Origin of the sequence: Azospirillum baldaniorum, assembly GCF_003119195.2 — a bacterium.
Taxonomy (GTDB): Bacteria; Pseudomonadota; Alphaproteobacteria; order Azospirillales; family Azospirillaceae; genus Azospirillum; species Azospirillum baldaniorum.
In genome coordinates, this window is record NZ_CP022253.1 from 2253672 (window position 1) to 2277784 (window position 24113).

Annotated in this window: 25 protein-coding genes and 1 other RNA gene; 11 read left to right on the forward strand and 15 right to left on the reverse strand. The window is 69.4% G+C overall.

All coding sequences use genetic code 11. The features are described from left to right. Positions 1–10: 10 nt before the first annotated feature. A complete protein-coding gene (gene hflK, locus Sp245p_RS10705; RefSeq protein ID WP_038528604.1) occupies positions 11–1177 on the reverse strand; it encodes an FtsH protease activity modulator HflK in 1167 nt (388 codons plus the stop codon). Positions 1178–1361: 184 nt separating this feature from the next. Between hflK and apbC the strand changes: the two genes are divergently transcribed. Together apbC and Sp245p_RS10715 are read left to right on the forward strand one after the other, a co-directional pair. Continuing rightward, positions 1362–2534, forward strand: coding sequence for an iron-sulfur cluster carrier protein ApbC (gene apbC, locus Sp245p_RS10710; RefSeq protein ID WP_014239985.1), 1173 nt, complete (start codon positions 1362–1364; stop codon positions 2532–2534). A 138-nt stretch (positions 2535–2672) separates the two neighbouring features. Next, positions 2673–4481 carry a monovalent cation:proton antiporter-2 (CPA2) family protein gene (locus tag Sp245p_RS10715; protein WP_109138492.1) on the forward strand — a complete coding sequence of 603 codons (1809 nt, stop codon included), beginning with the start codon at positions 2673–2675 and terminating at the stop codon, positions 4479–4481. 16 nt (positions 4482–4497) lie between these two features. Here Sp245p_RS10715 and Sp245p_RS10720 read toward each other — a convergent pair whose 3' ends face one another. From Sp245p_RS10720 to Sp245p_RS10730, 3 genes are all read right to left on the reverse strand, one after another. Continuing rightward, complete coding sequence (locus tag Sp245p_RS10720) at positions 4498–5238, reverse strand: ABC transporter ATP-binding protein (RefSeq protein WP_109138493.1); 741 nt, start codon at positions 5236–5238, stop codon at positions 4498–4500. Continuing rightward, positions 5235–6134, reverse strand: a complete 900-nt coding sequence (locus Sp245p_RS10725) for an ABC transporter permease (protein ID WP_014239982.1) — start codon at positions 6132–6134, stop codon at positions 5235–5237. Before Sp245p_RS10725 ends, Sp245p_RS10720 begins: the two co-directional genes overlap by 4 nt. A gap of 159 nt (positions 6135–6293) precedes the next feature. After that, positions 6294–7262, reverse strand: a complete 969-nt coding sequence (locus tag Sp245p_RS10730; RefSeq protein ID WP_014239981.1) for an ABC transporter substrate-binding protein — start codon at positions 7260–7262, stop codon at positions 6294–6296. 80 nt (positions 7263–7342) lie between these two features. Between Sp245p_RS10730 and Sp245p_RS10735 the strand changes: the two genes are divergently transcribed. Beyond that, complete coding sequence (locus Sp245p_RS10735; protein WP_014239980.1) at positions 7343–7546, forward strand: hypothetical protein; 204 nt, start codon at positions 7343–7345, stop codon at positions 7544–7546. 60 nt (positions 7547–7606) lie between these two features. Continuing rightward, the gene (locus Sp245p_RS10740) at positions 7607–8011 is read left to right on the forward strand and encodes a DUF983 domain-containing protein (RefSeq protein WP_014239979.1); all 405 of its coding nucleotides are present in this window, start codon (positions 7607–7609) and stop codon (positions 8009–8011) included. Between the two features lie 6 nt (positions 8012–8017). On the opposite strand, the gene Sp245p_RS10745 is transcribed toward Sp245p_RS10740, so the two are convergent. Both Sp245p_RS10745 and thyX read right to left on the reverse strand, forming a co-directional pair. Beyond that, positions 8018–9928: an O-linked N-acetylglucosamine transferase, SPINDLY family protein gene (locus Sp245p_RS10745; RefSeq protein WP_014239978.1), complete on the reverse strand. Its 1911-nt coding sequence runs from the start codon at positions 9926–9928 to the stop codon at positions 8018–8020. Between the two features lie 31 nt (positions 9929–9959). Beyond that, positions 9960–10898 carry an FAD-dependent thymidylate synthase gene (thyX, locus tag Sp245p_RS10750; protein WP_014239977.1) on the reverse strand — a complete coding sequence of 313 codons (939 nt, stop codon included), beginning with the start codon at positions 10896–10898 and terminating at the stop codon, positions 9960–9962. 95 nt (positions 10899–10993) lie between these two features. On the opposite strand from thyX, the gene ssrA reads away from it, so the two are divergent. The 3 genes from ssrA (at position 10994) to Sp245p_RS10765 (ending at position 12373) form a co-directional block, all read left to right on the forward strand. Further along, positions 10994–11370: a transfer-messenger RNA gene (ssrA, locus tag Sp245p_RS10755) on the forward strand. Positions 11371–11401: 31 nt separating this feature from the next. Next, on the forward strand, positions 11402–11971 hold the full coding sequence (locus tag Sp245p_RS10760; RefSeq protein ID WP_041810983.1) for an SspB family protein: 570 nt from the start codon (positions 11402–11404) through the stop codon (positions 11969–11971). Between the two features lie 24 nt (positions 11972–11995). Further along, positions 11996–12373: a TfoX/Sxy family protein gene (locus Sp245p_RS10765; RefSeq protein ID WP_014239975.1), complete on the forward strand. Its 378-nt coding sequence runs from the start codon at positions 11996–11998 to the stop codon at positions 12371–12373. A gap of 4 nt (positions 12374–12377) precedes the next feature. On the opposite strand, the gene Sp245p_RS10770 is transcribed toward Sp245p_RS10765, so the two are convergent. Beyond that, the gene (locus Sp245p_RS10770; RefSeq protein ID WP_014239974.1) at positions 12378–13085 is read right to left on the reverse strand and encodes a COQ9 family protein; all 708 of its coding nucleotides are present in this window, start codon (positions 13083–13085) and stop codon (positions 12378–12380) included. Between the two features lies 1 nt (position 13086). Then, positions 13087–13629, reverse strand: coding sequence for a peptide deformylase (gene def, locus Sp245p_RS10775; RefSeq protein WP_014239973.1), 543 nt, complete (start codon positions 13627–13629; stop codon positions 13087–13089). 216 nt (positions 13630–13845) lie between these two features. On the opposite strand from def, the gene rpsU reads away from it, so the two are divergent. Both rpsU and panB read left to right on the forward strand, forming a co-directional pair. Continuing rightward, complete coding sequence (gene rpsU, locus Sp245p_RS10780; RefSeq protein ID WP_012974546.1) at positions 13846–14049, forward strand: 30S ribosomal protein S21; 204 nt, start codon at positions 13846–13848, stop codon at positions 14047–14049. Between the two features lie 192 nt (positions 14050–14241). Then, positions 14242–15066 (forward strand): 3-methyl-2-oxobutanoate hydroxymethyltransferase, encoded by an 825-nt coding sequence (gene panB / locus Sp245p_RS10785; protein WP_014239971.1) that lies wholly within the window; start codon positions 14242–14244, stop codon positions 15064–15066. A gap of 71 nt (positions 15067–15137) precedes the next feature. On the opposite strand, the gene Sp245p_RS10790 is transcribed toward panB, so the two are convergent. The 4 genes from Sp245p_RS10790 to Sp245p_RS10805 form a co-directional block, all read right to left on the reverse strand. Continuing rightward, complete coding sequence (locus Sp245p_RS10790) at positions 15138–15425, reverse strand: DUF1330 domain-containing protein (protein WP_014239970.1); 288 nt, start codon at positions 15423–15425, stop codon at positions 15138–15140. Between the two features lie 96 nt (positions 15426–15521). Next, complete coding sequence (locus Sp245p_RS10795; protein WP_014239969.1) at positions 15522–16916, reverse strand: NAD(P)(+) transhydrogenase (Re/Si-specific) subunit beta; 1395 nt, start codon at positions 16914–16916, stop codon at positions 15522–15524. A gap of 2 nt (positions 16917–16918) precedes the next feature. Next, on the reverse strand, positions 16919–17341 hold the full coding sequence (locus tag Sp245p_RS10800; RefSeq protein WP_014239968.1) for an NAD(P) transhydrogenase subunit alpha part 2: 423 nt from the start codon (positions 17339–17341) through the stop codon (positions 16919–16921). Between the two features lie 27 nt (positions 17342–17368). Further along, positions 17369–18526, reverse strand: a complete 1158-nt coding sequence (locus Sp245p_RS10805; RefSeq protein ID WP_014239967.1) for a Re/Si-specific NAD(P)(+) transhydrogenase subunit alpha — start codon at positions 18524–18526, stop codon at positions 17369–17371. Positions 18527–18948: 422 nt separating this feature from the next. Between Sp245p_RS10805 and Sp245p_RS10810 the strand changes: the two genes are divergently transcribed. Next, positions 18949–19197, forward strand: coding sequence for a DUF2312 domain-containing protein (locus Sp245p_RS10810; RefSeq protein ID WP_014239966.1), 249 nt, complete (start codon positions 18949–18951; stop codon positions 19195–19197). A gap of 35 nt (positions 19198–19232) precedes the next feature. On the opposite strand, the gene Sp245p_RS10815 is transcribed toward Sp245p_RS10810, so the two are convergent. The 3 genes from Sp245p_RS10815 to Sp245p_RS10825 all read right to left on the reverse strand — a co-directional run bounded on the left by Sp245p_RS10815 (position 19233) and on the right by Sp245p_RS10825 (position 23396). After that, on the reverse strand, positions 19233–21446 hold the full coding sequence (locus Sp245p_RS10815) for an anthranilate synthase (RefSeq protein ID WP_014239965.1): 2214 nt from the start codon (positions 21444–21446) through the stop codon (positions 19233–19235). 237 nt (positions 21447–21683) lie between these two features. Further along, positions 21684–22376 (reverse strand): cation efflux transmembrane domain-containing protein, encoded by a 693-nt coding sequence (locus tag Sp245p_RS10820; RefSeq protein ID WP_014239964.1) that lies wholly within the window; start codon positions 22374–22376, stop codon positions 21684–21686. An 81-nt stretch (positions 22377–22457) separates the two neighbouring features. Beyond that, positions 22458–23396 carry a cation diffusion facilitator family transporter gene (locus Sp245p_RS10825; protein ID WP_014239963.1) on the reverse strand — a complete coding sequence of 313 codons (939 nt, stop codon included), beginning with the start codon at positions 23394–23396 and terminating at the stop codon, positions 22458–22460. Positions 23397–23580: 184 nt separating this feature from the next. On the opposite strand from Sp245p_RS10825, the gene Sp245p_RS10830 reads away from it, so the two are divergent. Further along, positions 23581–24018, forward strand: coding sequence for a CBS domain-containing protein (locus tag Sp245p_RS10830; RefSeq protein WP_014239962.1), 438 nt, complete (start codon positions 23581–23583; stop codon positions 24016–24018). Positions 24019–24113 lie beyond the last annotated feature (95 nt).

Genomic DNA, 24113 nt, shown 5'->3' on the forward strand with positions numbered 1-24113 from the left:
GCATCCCTCCTCAACGGGCCGGCTGCTGGCCGGCGGGCCGCGCCGGAGCAGGCTGAAGCTGGTTGAGCGGCAGGTAGGGAACCACGCCCTGGGCACCCTGCGCGTTGCCGTCGATGATGACCTTGTTGGCGCCGCTCAGGATCTCTTCCATGGTCTCCAGATACATGCGCTTGGCGGTCACGTCCTTGGCGGTCGAGTAGGCGTCGAACACCTTGCGGAAGCGGTCGGCGTCACCCTGGGCCAGGTTCACGACCTGCTCGCGGTAGGCGGACGCTTCCTGGATCAGCCGTTCCGCGTCGCCTCGGGCGCGCGGGATAACATCGTTCCGGTAAGCCTCGGCCTCGTTGCGGGCGCGCTCGCGGTCGGCGCGGGCGCGCTGCACGTCGTTGAAGGCGTCGATGACGGGCGACGGCGGGTCGGCCTTCTGCAGCTGCACCTGCGTCACCTCGATGCCGCCCTCATAGTCGTCCAGCATGGCCTGGAGGAGCTGGCGGGTGGAGGTTTCGATCTGCTGGCGGGCCTCGGTCAGGGCCGGCTGCAGGTCGGTGCGGCCGATGACCTCGCGCATCGCGCTTTCCGCCGCCTTCTTCACGGTGGCCTCGGGGTCGCGGATCTTGAACAGATACTCGCCCGCGTCCTTGATGACCCAGAAGACGGTGAAGTCGATGTCGATGATGTTCTCGTCGCCGGTCAGCATCAGCGACTCGTCGGGAACGTCACGGTCGCCGCGACGCCCGTCGCCGGCCGAGCGGTAGCCGACCTCGATGCGGTTGACGCGCGTCACCTTGGGCATCAGCACCGTTTCGATGGGCGACGGCAGATGGTAGCGCAGACCAGGCTGCTCGGTGCGCACCCACTGGCCGAAGCGCAGCACGACGCCCTGCTCGTCCGCCTCGACGCGGTAGATGCCGCTGGCCAGCCAGACCACGGCCAGCAGGCCGACGACGAGCGCGATGCCCCGGCCGCTGCCGACGCCGCCCGGCATCACCCGCTTCAGGCGGTCCTGGCCGCGGCGCAGCAGATCTTCCAGGTCCGGCGGCTGCGGCCCTCCACCGCCGCCGCCACCGCCGCCTCCACCGCCACCCGGCGGACGGCCCCACGGATTCTGACCGCCACCACCCGGCGGAGGACCCCAGGGGCCGCCACCGCCGCCCCCTCCCTGATTGCTCCACGGCATTCCGTTCGTTCCCCTTCGCGCTCTCTCAATTCTTGGGACGGAAATTCCGGAAAACAAATCGTTTCCAGACCGTCCGATCCCTTTACCATTATTGTCCGCCGGCCCTATAGTGCCCATCCCATTCGGGGAAGGATTTCACCGACGGATATCCGCCAATATCGGGAAGGAAGCGGAGTTTTCAACCATGGCGCAGGTCAGCGAAGCTCAAGTCCTTGAAGCTCTGAGGACGGTTGTCGATCCGGAACGGGGCAAGGACGTCGTCAGCCTCGGCATGCTTTCCGGCCTTGTCGTGCGTGACGGGCACGTCGCCTTTTCGATCGAAGTGGACCCCAAGCGCGGCGCCCAGGCCGAGCCGGTGCGCCACGCCGCCGAGAAAGCGGTGGAGGCCCTGCCGGGCGTTCTGTCGGTCACCGCGGTCCTGACGGCGCACCGCCCCGCCGGCCAGGGTGCCGCCCCGCAGCAGGGCCACGGGCACGATCATGGGCACTCCCATGGCGGCCATGGCCATTCCCACGGCGGCCATTCCCATGGGCAGCCGTCGGAGCAGAAGCCGCTGGTGCCGGGCGTGAAGGCCATCGTCGCCGTCGCGTCGGGCAAGGGCGGAGTCGGCAAGTCCACCACGGCCAGCAACCTCGCCCTCGCCATGGCGGCGAACGGGTTGAAGGTCGGGCTTCTGGACGCCGACATCTACGGCCCGTCCATGCCGCGCATGCTGGGCATCTCCGGCCGACCGACCAGCCGCGACGGCAAGATCCTGGAGCCGATGGAAAACTACGGCATCAAGGTGATGTCGATGGGCTTCCTGGTGGCCGAGGACACGCCGATGATCTGGCGCGGCCCGATGGTGATGAGCGCGCTCCAGCAGATGCTGCGCGACGTGAACTGGGGCACGCTCGACGTTCTGGTGGTGGACATGCCGCCGGGCACCGGCGACGCCCAGCTCACCATGGCGCAACAGGTGCCGCTGGCCGGGGCGATCATCGTCTCGACCCCGCAGGACATCGCTCTGCTCGACGCCCGCAAGGGGCTGAACATGTTCCGCCGCGTGGACGTGCCCGTCCTCGGCATCATCGAGAACATGAGCTACTTCTGCTGCCCCAACTGCGGCCACCGCACGGACATCTTCAGCCACGGCGGCGCCCGCAAGGAGGCGTCCGACCTGGGCATGGAGTTCCTCGGCGAGGTCCCGCTGCACCTCGACATCCGTGAGACCTCCGACCAGGGCCAGCCCATCGTGGTGTCCCAGCCCGAGTCGGAGCACGCGAAGGTGTACCGCGGGATTGCCAAGCGCGTGTGGGAGAAGATCGCCGGCGAGCAGGGTCCGGCGCGGGCCGCGCCGCGGATCGTGGTGTCGTAAGGGGACGTGCTTGCCCCCACCCTCCCCACTTCGTGGGTCCCCTCCCTCCCCCGCTAACGCAGGGGAGGGCCTAAGTTCCCTCCCCTGCGTTAGCGGGGGAGGGTTAGGGTGGGGAAAAGCCTTTAGGGGGTGGGGCCGATGCCGGACTTCGTGACGTTGGTGGTGCTGCTGGCCGCCGTGGTCCTGGCGGTGCCGGTGGCCAAGAGGATCGGCTTCGGCGGGCCGCTCGGCTATCTCGCGGCGGGGCTGGCCATCGGGCCGGGCGGGCTCGGGCTGGTGACGGACGTCGAGGCGATCCGGCACGTCTCGGAACTCGGCGTCATCATGCTGCTGTTCCTGATCGGGCTGGAGTTGCGCCCCGCCCGCCTGTGGGTGATGCGACGATCGGTCCTGGGGCTCGGCGGCGCCCAGGTCGCGGTGACCGCCGTCGTGATCGCCGCCGCCACCATTTTCCTGCTGGGGTTCACCCCCGCCGCCGCCGCGGTGACCGGATTCGGCCTCTCGCTGTCCTCCACCGCCATGGTGCTGCCCATGCTGGCGGAACGGGAGTTGCTGACCACCAACGCCGGACGCAGCGCCTTCTCGATCCTGCTGTTCCAGGACCTCGCCATCATCCCGGCGGTGGCGCTGCTGCCCCTGCTCGGCCACGGCGCCGGGGAGGTGCCGGACGCGGGAACCGCGTGGCTGGCCGTGCTGAAGGCCGGCGGAGCGATCGCGGTGATCCTGGCCGGCGGGCGCTATCTGCTGCGCCCGGTGCTGCGCATCGTGGACGGCGCCCGGACGCCGGAGATCTTCACCGCCACCGCCCTGCTGATCGTGCTGGGCACCGCCCTGTTCGCCGCCTGGGCGGGGCTGTCCATGTCGCTCGGCGCCTTCATGGCCGGGGTTCTGCTGTCCGATTCGGAGTACCGGCACGAGGTGCAGGCCGACATCGCGCCGTTCGAGGGGCTGCTGCTCGGCCTGTTCTTCGTGTCGGTGGGCATGGGGGCCGACGTGGCGGCGCTGATGGCCGAGCCGGTGCGCTACCTGTCGCTGGCGCTTGGGCTGATGGCGCTGAAGGCCGCAGTGCTGTTCGGGCTGGCCCGCCTGTCCGGCCTGCGTCCGGGCGGCTCGACGCGGCTGTCCACCGTGCTGAGCCAGGGCGGCGAGTTCGGCTTCGTGCTGTTCGGGCTGGCCGTCGGCGTCGGGGCGATGACCGGGGGGCAGGCGGCGACGGCCATGCTGGTGGTCACGCTGTCGATGATCGCCACCCCCTTCGTCTTCGCGGCGGAAGAGCGCTGGCTGGCGCCGCGGCTGATCGTGAAGCCCGTCCGCCCCTACGACACCATCGCGCCGGACGGGGAGCCGCCGGTGCTGATCTGCGGCTTCGGCCGGGTCGGGCAGATCGTCGGCCGCGTGCTGCGGATGCGCGGCATCCCCTTCACGGCGCTGGAGCAGAGCGCCGAGCAGGTCGACGTCGTGCGGCGATTCGGCAACAAAGTCTATTACGGCGACCCGTCGCGGCTCGACCTGCTGCGCGCCGCCGGAGCGGACAAGGCCAAGGTGCTGGTGGTGGCTCTGGAGGACATGGAGCAGTCGCTGCGCGTGGTCGAGCTGGCGACGCGCCATTTCCCCCACCTCGTCATCCACGCCCGCGCCCGCAACCGCCGCCACGCCCATTTCCTGATGGACCGCGGGGTCACGCATTTCGTGCGCGAGACCTACGATTCCAGCCTGCGGCTGACCGGCGGCGTGCTGGAATCGCTGGGCCTGCCGCCGGAGGAGACCCGGCACACGCTGGACACCTTCCGCGAGCACGACGAGCGCACGCTGATCCGGCAGCACGCCGTGCACTACGACGAGAACCGCCTGATCCAGACCTCCCGTCAGGCCGCCGCCGAGCTTCAGGCCCTGTTCGAGGCCGACCGCGAGGAACCGGATGGGGAGCCGGACCGCAAGACCGTCTGACGCCCCTCCCCCGGCCTCACCCGATCAGCAGGCTGTCGTCGGTGATGTCCTCGCCGCCGCGCTGCTTGGCGAACAGGGCCAGCAGATGCGGCACGTCCAGCCCGGCGCGCTGCTCCCCCGACACGTCGAGCACGATCCGCCCCTCGTGCAGCATCACCGTGCGGTCGCCATAGTCCAGCGCCTGCCGCATGGAGTGGGTGACCATCAGCGTGGTCAGCCGGTTCTCCTCGACGATGCGGCGGGTCAGGCCGAGCACGAACTCCGCCGTTCCGGGGTCAAGCGCCGCCGTGTGCTCGTCGAGCAGCAGGATCTTCGACCCGGCGAGCGTCGCCATCAGCAAGCTGACCGCCTGCCGCTGCCCGCCGGACAGCAGGCCCATGCGGTCGTGCAGCCGGTTCTCCAGCCCCAGCCCCAGCTCGGCGATGCGCCCGCGGGCGGCGGCCAGCGCCATGTTCTCCTCGATGGTCAGAGCGGTGCAGCTTCCGACCATCGGGTCCTGGAAGACGCGGGCGACCAGCGAGGCGCGCTTCGGCGTCGCCCAGCGGGTGACGTCCACGCCGTCGATGGCGATGCGGCCCTCCTCGGCGATCACGTCGCCGGCCAGCGCGCCCAGGAAGGTGGACTTGCCGGCGCCGTTGGAGCCGATAACGGTGACGAACTGCCCTTCCGGGATCGTCAGGTCGACGCCGCGCAGGGCGTGCTTTTCCAGCGGGGTGCCGCGCCCGAAGGTGACGTGGATGCCGTTGACCGTGATCATCGGGCGGCCTCCCTCTTCTTCGACGCGGCTTTCAGCCGCATCCGCGGCAGGATCAGCGCCACCGCGACCAGGACGGCGGTGACGAGGTTGAGGTCGGAGGCCTGGAGCCCGATGGCGTCCGCCGACAGGGCAAGCTGGACCGCCAGACGGTAGAGGATGGAGCCGACGACGCAGCCGACCAGCGCCCACAGCATCGCGCGGGCCGGCAGCACCGTCTCGCCGACGATCACCGCGGCCAGACCGACCACGATGGTGCCGATGCCGGTGGTCACGTCGGCGAAGCCGTTGGTCTGGGCGAACAGCGCGCCGGCCAGGGCGCACAGCCCGTTCGACAGGGCCATGCCGGCGTAGATGTGGAAGTCCGTCTGAACCCCCTGCGCGCGGGCCATCCGGGCGTTGACGCCGGTCGCCCGCATGGCGAGGCCGAACTCGCTGTTCAGGAAGCGGGTCAGCAGCAGGACAATCACGACGACGACGACCAGCACGACGAGCGGCCGCACCACATGGTCGGGCAGCCCCAGCCCGTAGAAGGGCGTCAGCACCGTGTCCTGCATCAGCAGCGCCACGTTCGGGCGGCCCATCACGCGCAGGTTCACCGAGAACAGCGCGATCATGGTCAGGATACTGGCCAGCAGGTGCAGGATCTTGAAGCGGACGTTCAGCGTCGCCGTGACCAGCCCGGCCATCGAGCCGGCCAGCGCCGCGACGAGGCTGGCGATCCACGGGTTGACCCCGGCGACCAGCAGCGTGGCGCAGACCGCCGCCCCCAGCGGGAAGCTGCCGTCCACCGTCAGGTCCGGAAAATCGAGCACCCGGAAGGACAGGTACACGCCGAGGGCGACCAGCGCGTACACCAGCCCGATCTCGACGGCCCCGAAGAAGGCGATTTCACTCATGATCGGTCCTTGGGGCGTGTCGAGGCGGGCCCCCACCCAAACCCTCCCCCGCTCCGCAGGGGAGGGCTTAAACTCCTCCCCCTGCGAAGCGGGGGGAGGTCGGGAGGGGGGCCCTCCGCAACCACTCCCCCTCAATGAAACAACTTACTGCGAAACAACTTACTGCCCGACCACCTTGGTCGCGCGCTTGGTCACCGCCTCGGGGATGGTCACGCCCATCGCCGCCGCGGATTTCGGATTCACGAACAGGTCGGTGCCCTTGGCGAAGGTCACCGGAACGTCGCCCGGCTTCTCGCCCTTGAGGATGCGGACCACGGCCTCGCCGGTCTGGCGGCCAACCTGCCGGTAGTCGAAGCCGATGGACGCCACCGTGCCGCGCGCCACGCTGTCGGTGTCGGCGGAGAAGACCGGCAGCTTGGCCTGCTGACCCACCGCGACGACGCTCTCCAGCGCCGAGACGACCGTGTTGTCCAGCGGCACGTAGATCGCGTCCGCCTTGCCGACGAGGCTGCGGGCGGCGGGCTGGGCGTCGGCGGACTTGGTGGCGGTCGCTTCGACAACGGTCAGCCCGGCCTTCTGCGCCTCGTCCTTCAGCGCCTTGACCAGCGAGACGGAGTTCGGCTCGCCCGCGTTGTAGAGAACGCCCAGACGCTTGACCGACGGCACGATCTCGCGAATCAGCGCGACATGCTCGGCCACCGGGGCCATGTCCGACACGCCGGTCACGTTGGCGCCCGGCTTCTCCAGGCTGCGGACGAGCTGAGCGCCGACCGGGTCGGTCACCGCGGTGAAGACCACCGGAATCTCGCGGGTCGAGGCGACGACGGCCTGGGCGGAGGGGGTGGAGATCGGAACGATCACGTCCGGACGGGCGCCGGCGAACTGGCGCGCGATCTGCGCGGCGGTCGCGGGGTTGCCCTGGGCGCTCTGATACTCGACCTTCAGGGTGTCACCCGGCGTGTAGCCCGCGGCCTTCAGCGCCTCGATCACGCCGTCGCGCGTGGCGTCCAGCGCCGGATGCTCGACGATGGCGGTGATCGCGACGGTCTTGGTCTGGGCGAAGGCGGCGGCGCTGGTCAGCGCGACAGCCGCTGTGGCGGCGGCGAGAAACAGGCGGGTGATCGTCATGGCTCCAGGCTCCCGGAGGGGGTTTGTGCATCCCGTAGACGCCCAGGGGCCGGTCCGTCAACTGCCGGAGCAGGAATCCGATGAGCGAAGACCCGCACGACGCCCGACTCCACGCCCGACTCCAAGCCCTCGAATCCGCCATCGCCGACATCGAGGCGGAGGCCCGCGCCGCCGCGCACGCGCTGTGCGCCCATGAGCTTCAGATGCGGCTGGAGAACATCGCCCGCCGCGTGGAGGCCCTGCGCGCGGCGCAACCCCGGGGTGCGGGCGACGGAACGGCGTGACGATCGGTCGCTCCCTCCCCATATGAGGCCCTTCGGGGAGCGGATCGCAGAGGTACGGTCATGACGGCGGAAGACAGGACGGTGGAAGACGGCACTCAGGACGGCGCGCGGTCGAAGACGACGGCGGCGCTGCGCGGGCTGATGGGGCAATGCCCGGCCTGCGGACGCGGGCGCCTGCTGCGGAACTACCTGAAGCCGGTCGACCACTGCGCCCATTGCGGCGAGGCGTTCGGCCATCTGCGCGCCGACGACGCCCCGCCCTGGATGACCATCCTGATCGTCGGCCACATCATCATCCCGGCGGTGCTGTCGGTCGAGCAGCGCTACGAGCCGGCGACCTGGGTGCATCTCACCATCTGGCCGTTGCTGACCCTGTTGCTGACCGGCCTGCTGCTGCCGCGCTGCAAGGGCGTGGTGCTGGGGCTGCTGTGGAGCACCGGCGCGCCGGGGTCGGAGCGCGCCTGATCCTCTTCAGTCGAAACTGAGGGCGAAGCTCGCCCGCCCCTGCCCGGCCTGGAAGCGCTGCCACATCACGCCGAAGGCGGCCTCCAGCGCGCGGGTGAAGCGCACGCCGTTCAGCGCCGGGGATGCCGCCAGCCGGTCCCGCAGCCCGCCGCGCAGGGCCGCCAGCACCGCCGGGTCGGCCACCAGCGCCGCCGCCTTGGCAACGTAGCCGTCCGGTCCGTCGGCCACCAGATCGGACAACCCCGCCGAGGCGAGGTGCGTCACCGAATGGCGGGCGCAGAAGCGGTCGCCGTCCAGCGTCACCACCGGCACGCCCATCCACAGCGCCTCCAAAGTCGTCAGACCGCCGGAATAGGGAAAGGGGTCGAGCGCCACGTCGACCTCCCCATAGCCGGCCAGGAACTCCCGGTGCGGCGCCCCGCCCCGCAGATCGACCCGCGCCGGGTCCAGCCCGGCCCGTTCGAACAGGGCCAGCGTGCGCGCGGCGGTGCCGGCGTCGTCCAGCCCCGGCGTGCGCAGCAGCAGGCGGGAACCGGGGACGGCGCCCAGCACGCGCGCCCACAGCGCCGCGACTTCCGCGTTCAGCTTGGGCAGCGCGTTGAAAGACCCGAAGGTGGTGTGGCCGCGCGTCACCAGCGGCAGCGGAGCCACGGCCGGCGCGTCCTCGGGCGGCGCCCAGGGGACGTAGGCGTCGGGCATGCGCACGACGCCCTCGATGCACCAGCCGTCCGATCCCGGCGGGCTCTGCCGCGAATCGGAAATCAGATAGTCCATGGCCGGCAGGCCGGTGGTGCCGACATAGCCCGCCCAGGTCGCCTGCACCGGCGCCGCGCGGCGTGCGAAGACCGGCAGGCGGTTGCCGAAGGTCTGGCCGGCCAGATCGACCAGGATGTGGATGCCGTCCGCCTGGATGCGCTGGGCCAGAGCCGCGTCGTCCATGCCGGTGGTCCAGACCCAGTGGTCGGCGTGGGCCATCAGCCGCTCGGTCTTCCAGTCCGGGTTGGCGGTGTTGGCATAGCAGACGACCTCGAAGGCCGAGCGGTCGTGGTTCGCCAGCACCGGCTCCAGGAAGAAGCCCACGGGGTGTGCGCGGAAGTCCGGCGAGACATAGCCGATGCGGATCTTCGGGGCCGGAGCGGCCACCGCGGGCGCCGGGCGGTCGGGGTAGCGGGCGCCCCAATCCGCGTGGGCCTGGGCGATGGCCGGCATGGCCAACCCCGGCACGAACTGCATCAGGTAGAGGCGCGAGGCGTGCAGCGAATCGACGGTGCCGTGCTGCGCCACCACGGCTTCGATTTCCGCTAGGGCCTCCGCCGCCCGCCCCTGCATGGCGAGCACGCGGGTGGCGCGGTTCGCCCGCACCTCCGCCCGGCCCGGCGCCAGGGCGAGCGCCGCCCCATAGGCGTCGTCGGCCTCGCCCAGCCGGTTCATTTCGGCCAGCGCGTTGCCGAGGTTGTAGGGGTGCGCCCAGTTGGCCGGATCGAGCCGCCCGGCCCTCTCATAGAGCGTCACCGCCTCCGCCCGCCGCGCCTGGGCGCGCAGCAGCACGCCCAGATTGGCAACGGCCACCAGCGTCTTCGGGTTCAGCGCGATGGCACGGCGGAAGAAGGCCTCCGCGCGGGCCGAATCGCCGGCCCGGCGCACCGCCTCCGCCATGGAGAGCAGCCCGTCCATCGCCATCTCCAGCGACGGATCGAGGTTCAGCGCCCCGGCATAGGCGTTGGCCGCCCCGGCGACGTCGCCCAGGCTTTCCATCACCAGCCCATAGTTGGCCCACCAGACGGGGACCGAGGGATAGGCGGCGATGGCCCGCCCGATCAGCTCCAGCGCCTCGTCGAACCGCCCGGCCTGCGCCGCGACGAGACCCTGGCGGTGAAGTCCATCGGCCTCGTGCGGAGTCATCGGGGGCGGCGTCATGGCGGTGATCCTTCGAAGATTGGAACGGGCGTTACTCGGCGCGGCCGAGCTGGTCCATCAGCTCCCGCCATTCGCGCTTGGACAGGCCGCTGGCCTCCTGGGTCACGGCCTCGCCGGAGAGCAGGCGCTTCACGACCTCCAGTCCGGTCTTCGACATGTGGGTGCCGCCCAGCCGGTACTCGCTGAAGGCGTCGAACACGGCGGGGACCCAGCGCTTCACCACGTCCAGCATGGCCTCCGCGTAGACGCGGATCTCGTACTGGGCGTGCGGGTCGGCGCGCAGGCTGAGGAAATGCAGAAGGTTGTGGAGATCGACCTTCCAGTACCACTGGGTGTAGTAGTTCAGCGTCAGGTTCATGCGCGCCAGTTCGCGCGCCAGTCCCTGGCGGCCCTCCTCGATGGTGGTGCCGTCCTCGCGCTGGTTCAGCATCTCCTCGTAGTGGGCGTAGACGGCCTCCGAATCGTCGCGCAACAGCTTCATCACCGACGCCGCCTCGTCGCCCTGGAGGACGTCGCCGCGGCCCTGCCGGTTGACGACGGCCTGGGCGCCCAGGTTCTCGGGCGTCGGGATGTAGAACTCGCGGTCGAGGATGGAGTAGCGCGCGGAGTATTCGTTCACGTTCGCCGTACGGTGGCGAATCCACTGGCGGGCGACGAAGATCGGCAGCTTGACGTGGAACTTGATCTCGCACATCTCGAAAGGGGTCGAGTGGCGGTGGCGCATCAGATACTTGATGAGGCTGGCGTCCTCGGTGACCTTCTTGGTGCCCTTGCCGTAGGACACGCGCGCCGCCTGGACGACGGCCGAATCGTCGCCCATGTAGTCGACGACCCGCACGAAGCCGTGGTCCAGGACCTCCAGCGGCTCATAGAGGATTTCCTCCAGGGCCGGAACGGTGGCGCGGCGGGTGGTGGCGGTGACGGCGCGCAGGCGGTCGATCTCGGCGCGCTGCTCGGGCGTGATCGGCATGGGTACTCCGGGGACTGAATTCGGGCGGCACTCTACGTCCGCGAACCCGGACAGTCACCCCCTTCGCAAGGGCGTCGGGTCAGAATCCGTCGCACCCCCTTTCCATCTTCGGACGAAGGGCCTATATTGGGTCCGTCGGCAGCAGCCGACTATGGCGATAAACGCCTTGCGGAATAAGCGTTGTGGACCCGGGGGCGGTACCCGGCGCCTCCACCAAACAAACCACCGGTCTCTCGGGCGTTGCCGTAGGGAGCGGGTTCGTTGGGGGCGAAATAGGATCGACACGCGTGGTAAAGGCATGGTCTTCGCCCGGCATGGTTCCGCCGTTATCGGGCCATTGCAATAGTTGCCAACGACAACGTTGCTCCGGTCGCCGTTGCCGCCTAACGGCGGTGACTGACCGAAATCAATCCCCGATGGGTAGCACCTGAGGGTGGGGCCGTGGGCCGCCTAGCAACAGAAGGCCCACACTTACCCGTCTGGCGTTAAGGACCCGCCCAAGAATGCCGAGAGAGCAGTTGCGTTATGACCGCATGGTCGAGGCCGCCCTGCGCGGTGTCGTCCGTGACGCGCTCCGCCAGGTGACGGACCGCGGGCTCCCCGGCGATCATCACTTCTACCTGACCTTCCGGACGGGTTACCCGGGCGTCGACATCCCCGAATATCTGTCGTCCCAGTATCCCAACGAGATGACCATCGTCATCCAGTACCAGTTCTACGGGCTGGAGGCGCTGGACGATCATTTCGAGGTGACGCTGAGCTTCAACAACGTGCATGAGCGGCTGGTGATCCCCTACGCCGCCATCACCACCTTCGCCGATCCGTCGGAGAATTTCGCCCTCCAGTTCCAGCCCGTGGAGCCCGCCGAATCGGCGGAGATCGCCACCATCCCCGCGCGCGAGGCGTCGGAGAAGAAGGCTGCGGACGGCAAGGACGGGGCGAAGCCGTCTATCGCGAAGCTCGCCAAGTCGGACATCGGCAAGGCCGAATCCGGCAAGCCTGACTCCGACCGTTCCGGCGAGGAGCCGAAGCGCGGCGAGGTCGTCGCGCTCGACGCCTTCCGCAAAAAATAGGCTTTCACCAACAGGCTCCCGAGCATGGCCACGGTCAGCGAACTCGTCCGTTTCCTGTGCGAGTCGCTGACGCCGCTGGGGGCCATCACCGCCCGCCGCATGTTCGGCGGTTACGCGGTCTATTGCGACGGCGTCGTCTTCGCCCTGGTCGCCCGCAACATCCTGTATTTCAAGACCGACGACGGCAACCGGCCGGAGTACGAGGCGCTGGGCCTGCGCCCCTTCAAACCCTTCGACGACAAGCCGACGGTCCTGCCCTACTTCCCCCCGCCCGACTCGGCGCTGGACGACCCGGACGAGCTTCTGCTCTGGGCCCGTCCGGCCCTGGCGGCGGCGATCCGCACCGCCGCCGTCAGGAAACCGTCCCGCAAGAAAGCTGCCCTTAAGAAGGCCGGGGCCTGAGTCGTCAGATGTTCTCGGCCATATGGGCGGAGGCGGTGTCCACCGGAGCGGCGCCGGCACGCTGGCGGACCTGACGGGCGAAGCGCGCCGGACTCGGCAAATGGCTGAGCAGACGGCCGGCGCGGCCCATGGCGGACATCGCCTTGCCCATGCTCATCACGTCGCCGAGCCGGCGGTCCACGAAGGCCCAGGTCTCGGCATGGCCCTCCGACCGGTCGTCCAGCCAGTAGAAGGTCGCGGAGCTGAGCACCGCGGCCAGCGTGGCGCGCTTGGTGTAGTGGTTGAAGTCGGTGGCCGTGTCGCCCGCCGCGAACCACATGGCGTCGACCGTGCGGTAGAGCATGGTCAGCCCCATGCCGAGATTCTGCGGCATGGCGAGATAGGCGAGCAAGCGGCGCTTGGCCTCCATGTGCGGTTCCAGCACCTCGAAATGGGTGCGGATGGCGAGCGCGATCTTCTCCCCCACCCTCATCTCGTCGAGCGGGTGCTTGTCCAATTCGGCCAGCATGCGGCGGTCGGTCCAGGCACCGAAATGCTCGGCCAGTTCCGGCACGCCGCCGGGGAAGGCGCGGTGCATGGTCGCCGTGTCGTAGCCGGCCATCTGGGCGCCGTCGCGCAGCGCCTGGAGGCTCCAGCCGTCGAACACGATGTTGGGAAGCGTGGACAGCAGGATGTCGTCCCGCACCGCGTCCATATCCAGCGCAGCGTCCATGTCAGTCTCTCCCCTCCTGCTGTTCCAGCGCCTCGGTCACGTGATGCGCCTCGTCGGTGAAGGCCAGATAGCGCAGATCGGTCATCCGGTCGATGTAAAGCACGCCGTCCAGGTGATCGCACTCGTGCTGGATGACGCGGGCGTGGAAACCCGACGCCTCGCGCTCGATGGGTTCGCCGTCCAGCCCGACTCCGCGGTAGCGGATGCGCGCGAATCGCGGAACGACGCCGCGCAGCTCGGGAATCGACAGGCAGCCCTCCATCCCGTGCTCCACCCCATCGTCCAGCGGCTCGATCACCGGGTTGATGAGGACGGTCGGCTCCACCGACTCGCCGCCGGAACGCATGGCGGGAACGCGGAACACGATCATGCGCAGCGATTCGTGCACCTGCGGGGCCGCCAGCCCGACTCCGGGCGCGTCCAGCATGGTGTCGATCATGTCGGAAGCCAGCCGCCGGATCTCCGGGGCCGTCGGGTCGGGCACAGGGTCTGCGACCTTGCGCAGCACCGGGTGCCCCATGCGGGCGATCTTCAACAGGGCCATGCCCTATTATCTGGGCGCCACGGGCCACCGGGCAACCGTTTTGCCCACGCATTGTCGCAGCGGAACACGCAGGGTTGGAAGACTCCGCTTCACAGGCGGCCCCGTCCGTGCTACATAAAGGTCCACACAAGGGGTGCGCCCGAAAGCGCATGCCTGTCGCATGCCTGTTTGTTGCTTCATGGCAACTCGGCTCACTTGATAAAGGTGACGGTTAACGTGCAAGTTCTGGTCCGAGACAACAACGTCGATCAGGCCCTCCGCGCGCTGAAGAAGAAGATGCAGCGCGAGGGCATTTTCCGGGAAATGAAGCTGCGCCGGAACTACGAGAAGCCCTCGGAGAAGCGCGCGCGTGAGAAGGCTGAGGCGGTGCGTCGCACCCGCAAGCTGCTCCGCAAGCGTATGGAGCGCGAGGGCTATTAATCCTCAGGCGCGTTTCGCGCCGGATTGACAGGCGCGCTTCGGCGCGCCGGGCATCCAAGCGCGTTCGCGCGCTTGCCCCTCTTGTGTCTTGCACCTGCCGCCCCGCGCCTGCGCGTGGGCGGTTTTGGTGCATCTGCGGCCCGCTTCGCCGCACAAACATCTGCCAAGAAAATACAAAGGGGAGGGTCGCCAATGAGCGCATCCAAGGACACTCCGCGCGTTTCCGTGCCGGCGCTGCGCGCGCGCAAGGGCGGAGAGCCGATCGTCTGCCTGACCGCCTACACGACTCCGGTCGCCCGCCTGCTGGACCCGCACGTCGACCTGCTTCTGGTCGGCGACTCGCTGGGCATGGTGGTCTACGGCTTCGACAGCACGCTTCCCGTGACGCTCGACATGATGATCGCCCACGGCGCGGCCGTGGTGCGTGGGTCGCGCCACGCCTGCGTGGTCGTCGACCTGCCCTTCGGCAGCTACCAGGAGAGCCCCCAGATGGCCTTCCGCAACGCCGCCCGCGTCATGGCGGAGAGCGGCGCCCAGGCGGTGAAGGTGGAAGGCGGGCTGGAGATGGCCGAGACGGTGGCCTATCTGACCACCCGCGGCGTGCCGGTGATGGGCCATGTCGGGCTGCTGCCGCAGTCGGTCAACGCGCTCGGCGGCTACAAGGCGGTGGGCCGCGATCCGGAAGCGGCGGAGCGCATCCGCGCCGATGCCCGCGCCATCGCCGAGGCCGGCGCCTTCTCCCTGGTCATCGAGGGCACGATGGAGTCGCTGGCCCGCCAGATCACCGATGATGTGACCATCCCGACCATCGGCATCGGCGCGTCCCCCGCCTGTGACGGGCAGGTCCTGGTGTCCGACGACATGTTCGGCCTGTTCGGCGAGTTCCAGCCCAAGTTCGTCAAGCGCTACGCCCAGCTCGGCACCGCCATCGGCGAAGCCGCCGCGACCTACGCCGCCGAGGTGAAGGCCCGCAGCTTCCCCGGTCCGGAGCATTGCTTCGGCGTTAGGAAGGCGTAAGACCCCCTTCCCTTTCCCAAAAGAAAAAGCCGTGCGGCTCCGCACGGCTTTTTTTCTTGTTCCGGGGAGCGTCAGGCGCCGTCCACCACGATCATGCGGAAGTCGGCGGCGTCCTTCCGGGCCTCGCGCGCTTCGCGGTACTCGGGGCTGTCGTAGAAGGCCTTGGCGGCGGCGTAGTCCGGGAATTCCAGGATGACCACGCGGTTGGGCTGCCAGCCGCCTTCCAGCTCCTCCGCCTGCCCGCCGCGGGCGATGAAGCGCCCGCCATTTTGGGCGACCGCGTTCGGGGTCAGCTTCTTGTAGTTTTCATAGGCCGCGGGATTCGTCACGTTCACGTCGGCGATGATGTAGGCGGGCATGGCGTCCTCTCTCCGTTTCTTGTGATGGCAAAAAGAAACCCCCGGGGCGAGCCGGCCCCGGGGGTTCATCCTACTCCACGGCCGTGACGCCGCGGGTTACTCCATCGACTTCACGACCTCTTCGGTGACCTTCTTGGCGTCGCCGAACAGCATCATGGTGTTGGGGCGGAAGAACAGCTCGTTCTCGACGCCGGCGTAGCCGGCGGCCATGCCGCGCTTGATGAAGAACACCGTCTTGGCCTTCTCGACGTCGAGGATCGGCATGCCGTAGATCGGCGACTGCGGATCGGTCTTGGCCGCCGGATTGGTCACGTCGTTGGCGCCGATCACGAAGGCCACGTCCGCGGTGCCGAAGTCGCGGTTGATGTCCTCCAGCTCGAACACCTCGTCGTAGGGCACGTTGGCCTCGGCCAGCAGCACGTTCATGTGCCCGGGCATGCGCCCCGCCACCGGATGGATGGCGTACTTGACCTCGACGCCTTCCTTCTTCAGCAGGTCGGCCATCTCGCGCAGCGCGTGCTGGGCCTGGGCCACCGCCATGCCATAGCCGGGGACGATGATCACCGACTGGGCGTTCTTCATGATGTAGGCCGCGTCCTCCGGCGAGCCGGCCTTGACCGTGCCGCGCTCACCGCCGCCGGCCGCCGCCGACGCCGCCCCGCTGTCGCCGCCGAAGCCGCCCAGGATGACGTTGAAGATCGAGCGGTTCATGCCCTTGCACATGATGTAGGACAGGATCGCGCCCGACGAGCCGACCAGCGCGCCCGTGACGATCAGCAGGTTGTTCTGCAGCGTGAAGCCGATGCCCGCCGCCGCCCAGCCCGAGTAGCTGTTCAGCATCGAGATGACCACCGGCATGTCGGCGCCGCCGATCGGCAGGATCAGCAGGAAGCCGAGCGCCAGAGCAACCAGAACGATGATCCACATCGCCACGCCGGAGTTGCTCTGCACCAGCCAGACGATGAGCAGGATGGTCAGCACACCGAGGGCGGCGTTGAGGTGGTGCTGGAAGGGGAAGACCAGCGGCTTGCCGGTGACCAGGCCCTGCAGCTTGGCAAACGCGACGATCGAGCCGGTGAAGGTGATGGCGCCGATGGCGGTGCCCAGCGCCATCTCGACCAGCGAGCCCTTGGCGATGGCGCCGGGCACGCCGATGCCGTAGGCCTCGGGCGAATAGAAGGCCGACAGCGCCACGAACACCGCGGCCAGACCGACCAGCGAGTGGAAGGCGGCGACGAGCTGCGGCAGGGCGGTCATCTCGATCTTCTTGGCGATGACGTAGCCGATGCCGCCGCCGATCGCGATGCCGAGCACGATCATCCAGTAGGACTGGACGATGGGCAGGGCCAGCGTGGTCAGCACGGCGATGGTCATGCCGGCCATGCCGAAGAAGTTGCCCTGGCGGGAGGTCTCCGGGCTGGACAGGCCGCGCAGGGCCATGATGAAGCAGACCGAAGCGACCAGATAGAGAAGGGCGGACAGGGTTTCCATGGTTACTTGCCCTTCTTCTTGAACATCGACAGCATGCGCTGGGTGACCAGGAAGCCGCCGAAGATGTTGACGCTGGCCAGGATGACCGCGAGGAAGCCCATGATCTTGGAGAAGCCGAACCCCGCGGGGCCGGCGGCGATCAGGGCACCGACGATGATCACCGAGGACACCGCGTTGGTCACCGCCATCAGCGGCGAGTGCAGCGCCGGCGTCACCCGCCACACCACGTAGTAGCCGACGAAGCAGGCCAGCACGAACACCGTCAGGCCGGTGATGAAGAAGTTGCCGTGGCTCGCCGCGTCCGCGACGGGAGCGGCGTGGCCGAGCGCGGCGGCCTGGGCGGCGAGCGCGTCGATCTGCTGGCTGGCCGCGGCGAGCTGGGCCTTCAGCTCGGCGACGCGGTTGGACAATTGAGTCTGATCCATGTGTCTCTCCCTAATTCCGTCCGGCCTTTAGACCGTCTGGCCGGCGAAGGCGGGATGAACGACCTGCCCATCGCGGGTGAGCGCGATGGCCTTCACGATCTCGTCGTCCCAGTTGAGCGTGACGCCCTTCTCCTTGTCGTGCAGCGACTGCAGCAGAGCGAGCAGGTTCTTGGCGTAGAGCAGCGAGGCGCTCTCGGCGATGCGGCTGGGGTAGTTGGCGTGGCCGACGATCTTCACCCCGTTCTCCGTGGTGACGACCTTGCCCAGCTCCGAGCCCTCGACGTTGCCGCCCTGCTCCACCGCCAGATCGATCAGCACCGAGCCCGGCTTCATCGAGGCGACATGCTCGCGCGTCACCAGGATCGGCGCCTTGCGCCCGGGGATCAGCGCCGTGGTGATGACGATGTCCTGCTTCTTGATGTGCTCGGCCACCAGCGCCGCCTGCTGGCGCTTGTAGTCGTCGGACATCTCCTTGGCGTAGCCGCCCGCCGTCTCGGCCTGCTTGAACTCGTCGTTCTCCACCGCGACGAAGCTGCCGCCCAGCGACTGCACCTGCTCCTTGACCGCCGGACGCACGTCGGTCGCCGAGACGATGGCGCCCAGCCGCTTGGCCGTGGCGATGGCCTGCAGCCCGGCGACGCCGACACCCATGATGAAGGCGCGGGCCGGCGGCACCGTGCCCGCCGCGGTCATCATCATCGGGTAGGCGCGGCCGTACTCGCTGGCCGCATCGATCACCGCCTTGTAGCCGGCGAGGTTGGCCTGCGAGGACAGCACGTCCATGACCTGGGCGCGGGTGATGCGCGGCATGAACTCCATGGCGAAGGCGTTCACCCCGGCCGCGGCGTAGGCCGCCACGTGGTCGCGGCTGTTGTAGGGGTTGAGGATGGCGAACAGCAGCGCGCCGCGCTTGATCAGCGCCAGCTCGTCGAGGTCCCCCTCCCCGGCCAGCAGCGGGCGCTGCACCTTCAGCACGATGTCGGCGTCGGCCAGCGCCGACGCGGCGTCCGGCGCGATCTCCGCGCCGGCGTCCTGATACACCCGGTCCGGCAGGTTCGAGCCCAGACCGGCCCCGGTCTCCACGACCACTTCCAGGCTGAGGGCTTTGAGTTTCTTGACCGTCTCCGGAGACGCCGCGACGCGATTCTCGCCCGCGCGCCGCTCCCTGGGTATGGCGATTTTCATGGTTCTTTATCTCCCCTGCCGCAAGTGGCCGATTTGCGTGCAATCGGCCTAGACCGTCGGCATCAATGCCGGATTTATGTGACTTTGTGAAGCTCTTGAGCGTCGATGGTATTACCAGCGGTGATGGGTGCGGCGCAACAGCCCGGAGAGGGTTGGCACGCCCGCGTGCAACGGAAAGTGCAAGGTCGCCGCTTTCGCACGCTCCCGCCATCGGTCTTTCGCATCAGGCGTCCTCCGACACGGCGCTCGTCGCCACGGGCGTATCCCACTATCCGGGCACACCCGGCCGAGACCTTGCGCGCTTTGCCGCGCCCTGTGGCATCCGTGCCGATGACGCCGGGAGTCGCTTGCCATCGACGGCGCCCGCCGATATCGTCCGCGCCGGATTCCCCGGAAGCACCCAATTTGAGGTTACCCTTATCATGTCCGACGTCGGCGGCATTGCGGCGGATCGCCTGAAATCCTTCGTGGAGCGCATCGAGCGCCTGGAAGAAGAGAAGCGCGGCCTGCAGGAGGACATCAAGGAGGTCTACTCCGAGGCCAAGGGCACCGGTTTCGACACCAAGATCATCCGCCAGATCATCCGGCTGCGCAAAATGGACAAGGCCGACCGCCAGGAGCAGGAAGCCATCCTGGAACTCTACAAGGAAGCGCTGGGGATGGTGGAGTAACCACCCCCGGCTCCTTCCCCGTTACGCCGCCCCGATCAAGCCGCAGCGTCCGTCAGGGCGCCGGCGGCCAGCCGGTCCATCACGTTGCCCAGCAGGGCGAGACCGGCCCCACCGTCGAGCGACAGGATCGACTCGGGGTGGAACTGCACGGCGGCGAGCGGAAGCCGCCGGTGCTCGACCGCCATCACCAGACCGTCGGCGGTCTCCGCGGTCACCGTCAGGTCCGCCGGCAGCCGGTCGCGCCGCGCCACCAGCGAGTGGTAGCGCCCAACCCTCATCCGCTCCGGCAGGCCGGCGAACAGCGCGCCGCCCAGCACACGGACCTCCGTCGCCTTGCCGTGGACCGGCTCCGGCAGCACGTCCAGCGCACCGCCGAACCGCTCCACCATCCCCTGCAAGCCCAGGCAGACGCCGAACACCGGCAGGCCGAGCGCCAGCGCCGCGTCGATGGTGCCGGCCACGTTGAAATCCGCCGGGCGCCCCGGACCGGGGGACAGCACGACCAGATCCGGCCTCCGCTCCGCCAGCGCCGCCCGCGCGTGGCCGTGACGCAGCGTCATCACCGACGCGCCGGTCTGGCGCAGGTAATCGGCCAGCGTGTGGACGAAGCTGTCGTCGTGATCCACCAGCAGCACCCGCCGGCCCCGCCCGCCGTTGGGAGCCGCCGGAAGAGCGCACGCCACGCCTTCCGTCACCCCGCGGATGGCGTCGCGGAAGGCGGCGGCCTTCAGGCGGCACTCCGCGTCCTCCGCGTCCGGGTCGCTGTCGGACAGCAGGGTCGCCCCGGCCCGCACGTAGGCGACGCCCTCGGCCATGCGGATGGTGCGCAGGGTCAGGCCGGTGTCCATCCCGCCGTCGAAGCCCAGCCGGCCGAAGGCCCCGCCGTACCAGCGCCGCGGCGACTGCTCCGTGTCCTCCAGGAACTGCATGGCCCAGCGCTTGGGCGCCCCGGTCACCGTCACCGCCCAGGTGTGGGTGAGGAAGGCGTCCAGCGCGTCCAGGCCGGGCCGCAGCCGCCCCTCGACATGGTCCACCGTGTGGATCAGGCGGGAGTACAGTTCGATCATCCGCCGCCCGATCACCCGGACGGACCCAGGCTCGCACACCCGCGCCTTGTCGTTGCGGTCGACGTCGGTGCACATGGTCAGTTCGGCCGCGTCCTTGGCCGAGGTCAGCAGGCGAAGGACCTGCGCGGCGTCGCCCAGCGCGTCGGCCCCGCGCGCCACGGTGCCGGAGATCGGGCAGGTCTCCACCCGCCCGCCCATTCGACCGCCCGCCACCCGCACATACATTTCCGGGCTGGCGGCGACGAGGAACTCGCCCCGCCCGAGGTTGACGAAGGCCTCGTAGGGCGCCGGGTTGGCGGCGCGCAGCCGGCGGAACACCGCCGAGGGGGCGTCGGCGCAGGGCTCGGCGAAGGTCTGGCCGGGCACCACCTCGAACAGGTCGCCGCGGCGGAAGGCGGCCTTGGCGGTCTCGACGACGCGCTGATACGCGCCGGGCGCGTGGTCGCATCCGCCCTCGGCGTTGGTGTCGGGGCGGTACGGGTGGTCGCGCCCGGCGCGCTCCAGCCCCTCGGTGCTGCCCGCCGCCGTGGCGAACTCATACTCGACGAGCCGCGCGAGTCCTGCGACGGGGTCCAAAACGACGAGCCGGTCCGGCAGGTAGAGCACCAGATCGCGCTGGTCGTCCGGCCGCTCCAGCCGCAGGCGGATCGGCTCGAACTGGAAGGCGAGGTCGTAGGCGAAGGCCCCGTAGAGGCCGAGCAGCGGGTCGTCGGGGGCGGCGAACAGGTTCAGCACCGCGCGCAGGACCGAGAAGAGGGAGGGCTGGCGGCTGCGCTCCTCCTCCGGGAAGGGGTGCTGGGGCTTGCGGACCAGGGCGGTGACGCGCGACGGCGCCTCCTCCAGCCCGGCCAGCGCCTCCAGGCCGCGCAGGGCCTCGGCAACGGCCGGCAGCAACACCCGGCCCCGCGCGTTCAGCGCGTCGATGCGCAGCGTCCGCCCGCGCGCCGTGACGGCCAGCGGCGGATCGGTGAAGCCCAGCGCGTGGCGGCGGTAACGGCCCGGCGCCTCTACCCCGCTGGAGAGCAGCAGGCCGCGGCGACGGTCGAGCGCGTCGATCACCGGATCGAGGGCGCCCTGCGGGTCGAGCGCCGTGGCGCAGCGGGTCACGGCCACGCCGCCGCGCGTTTGGAAACGCAGCGGTTCGAGGAGGCTGGGCGAGGCGAGGAGGTCGGCGGGGTACATGGCGGAGTCTCCGATGGTCGATCCGTTGGTGGACGGACACCCGGAGTTCCCTTGCTCGACACCTGGATTCCCTGGTCAGGAAAAAGGCCGCCCGGAAGCTCCGGGCGGCCTTTCGATGGTGTGTGCGCTCACGCGCGTCGGCTGGCCGGCCCGGTTAGACGGGCCACCACCAACGACACGACAGGGAGGGCGCAGCGAAAATCATGGCGTCGAGTTCGCCACAGGGATGCGGCCCTGTCAAGCCCCCTTGCCCAGCTCGGTCGGGTCAACGGGGGCATGCCACGCGCGCAGTTCGGCCACCGCCTGCCGCAGCGCCGTGACGGCGGCGGACAGCACCGTGGCGGCGATGACCGCGGCGACCAGATGGTCCGGCCAGCCCTGCCCCATCGTCCAGGCGCCCGCCGCCGCCATCATCACCGCGGCGTTGGTCAGCACGCCGTTGCGGGCGCACAGCCAGACCGCGCGCAGCGACACTCCGCCGCGCCGTCCGGCGAACAGCAGGACTGCCACCGACAGGCTCGCTCCCACGCCGAGAAGCGCGACGAGGCTCATCACCGGCGCGTCGGGAACCGTGCCGGCGTAGGCGCTCCACGCCGTCGCGGCCACCACCCCCAGCCCGAGGACGGTCAGCGCCAGCCCTCGCGCCAGCGTGGCCCAGCCACGGGCCTCCAGCCCCCGCCCCATGATCCACAGGCCGACGCCGTGGGCCAGCGCGGCCGCCAGGGCATCCAGCGCGCTCGCCCGCAAGGCCATGGACTGCGTCTCCAGCCCCGCGGCCAGGGCGACGGCGGCCATCAGCCCGTTGACGACCAGCGCCATGCGCAGGGTGCGGCGGTAGTCGGCCTGCCACCCACCCTTTGGCAGCCCGCCGTACGGACGACCGCCGCCCCCGCCACTCCCGCAAGAACCGCCACAGCAATTGCCAGCCATCCCGTCACCCTCCCGCGCCACGCGCTCCGTTTCTCACGGAAAGCTAATGGACGCGCTCCGGCCCGTCCATAGGACAGGCCGTCATTCCGCCCATTCCGGGTCGCTGGTGAAGACGATGGTGAGCCAGCGGTCGGGGCCTTCGCCACCGATCGCCGCACCCACCTCGTCGCGGATTTTGTCCCACGCCTCCAGCGTGCGCGGCGGCCAGCCGCTCGGGACGATGAAGAACAGCTCGATCTGCCGTCCCCGCCCCACCCGCGCGACATAGGCGCGGTAAGAGGAAAAGCCGTGCCGCCGCACGATGTCCGACGCGACGGCGTCGACGTGCCGCTTGAGGTCGGCGGGCGTGACCAGCAGGATGTCGGCCAGCGCCCGCCGCATCGTGCCGACCGGGATGGGAATGACCACCAGACAGACCAGGGCCAGCGCCGCCGGGTCGATGTAGGGCGACATCCATTGAAGCCGGGTGCCCTGGATCAGATACCCGAAGACGAAGGCGACGAGCAGCGCCGCGGTGAGCGCCGCCGACATGATCCAGGCCTTCGCGTCGAGCGCCAGGAAATCGGAGCGGACCGTCCGGTTCGCCCGCGTCGCGAAGACCGCCATGCCGGCCGCCACGAGAACGGTCACCGCCGCGTAGACGATCGCGTGGTCGAAGGCGAGGTCGCGCCCGCCGGTCATCAGACTGCCTACGGCGTTGATGAGCGCGTAGATCGCCGCCCCAATCAGCAGGGTGGCGTTCAGCCCGAGGACCATGGGTTCGAGATGCCAGAAGCCCATGGTGAAGCGCTCGGCCAGCTTGCCGCGGCGCGGGCCGCCAGTGCTTAAGGCGGCGGTCGAGGCGGCGATCAGGTTGGACACCAGCAGCGTCACCATCGTCATGCTGGCGTCCACCAGCGCATAGATGCCGTCGAAGACGATGGCGAAGGAGCCTGACAGCAGGCCGAACAGGATGCCGGCACCCGCCAGCAGCACCGTGACGGCGATGGACAGGCGAAGAACCTTCTGCTCGGTGGTCATGCGCGCGCTCCCTTTCCCCCGCCACCCGACGGTTGCCATGCATTCATGCATAGCGGCCCCGTCGAAGCGGCAAAACCGATTTTCCAATCCGGACCGCCAAGCCCTTGCCGGAACCGCCGGTCGCTCCAGGCTCATTCCGAATCGGATCCCGCCGATTCGCCAACCCCAAAGAGGGAGGGTGGACATGACCGTCGTTTCCGAGGTTCTGAACCGCAAAGGCCACAATGTCGCATCGATCCTGCCGTCCGAATCCATCCGGACCGCCGCCCGCACGCTGACCGACCGGCGCATCGGCGCCCTGGTGGTGTGCGACCGCCGGGGCCGGCTGGCCGGCATCCTGTCGGAGCGCGACATCGTCCGCGCCGTGGCGATGCATGGCGCCGACGCGCTCGACATGCCGGTGGAGGATCTGATGACCCGTCAGGTCAAGACCTGCCGGCCGGAGGACACGATCAAGGACCTGATGCAGATGATGACTCTGCGCCGCCACCGCCATGTGCCGGTCTGCAACGAGGCGGGCGATCTCGCCGGGGTGATCTCCATCGGTGACGCCGTGAAGGCCCGCCTGGACGAGCAGGCCCACGAGGTGGCCGTCCTGAAGGATCTGGCATTGGTCCGCTAGAGGCACCCCGGACCTCGACCAAGTCCCCGGACGGGGGAGCCGAAGACCAGGCGCTCTCCATGAGGCGAAGAGGCTCCCCCGGTCGCGCGCCGATT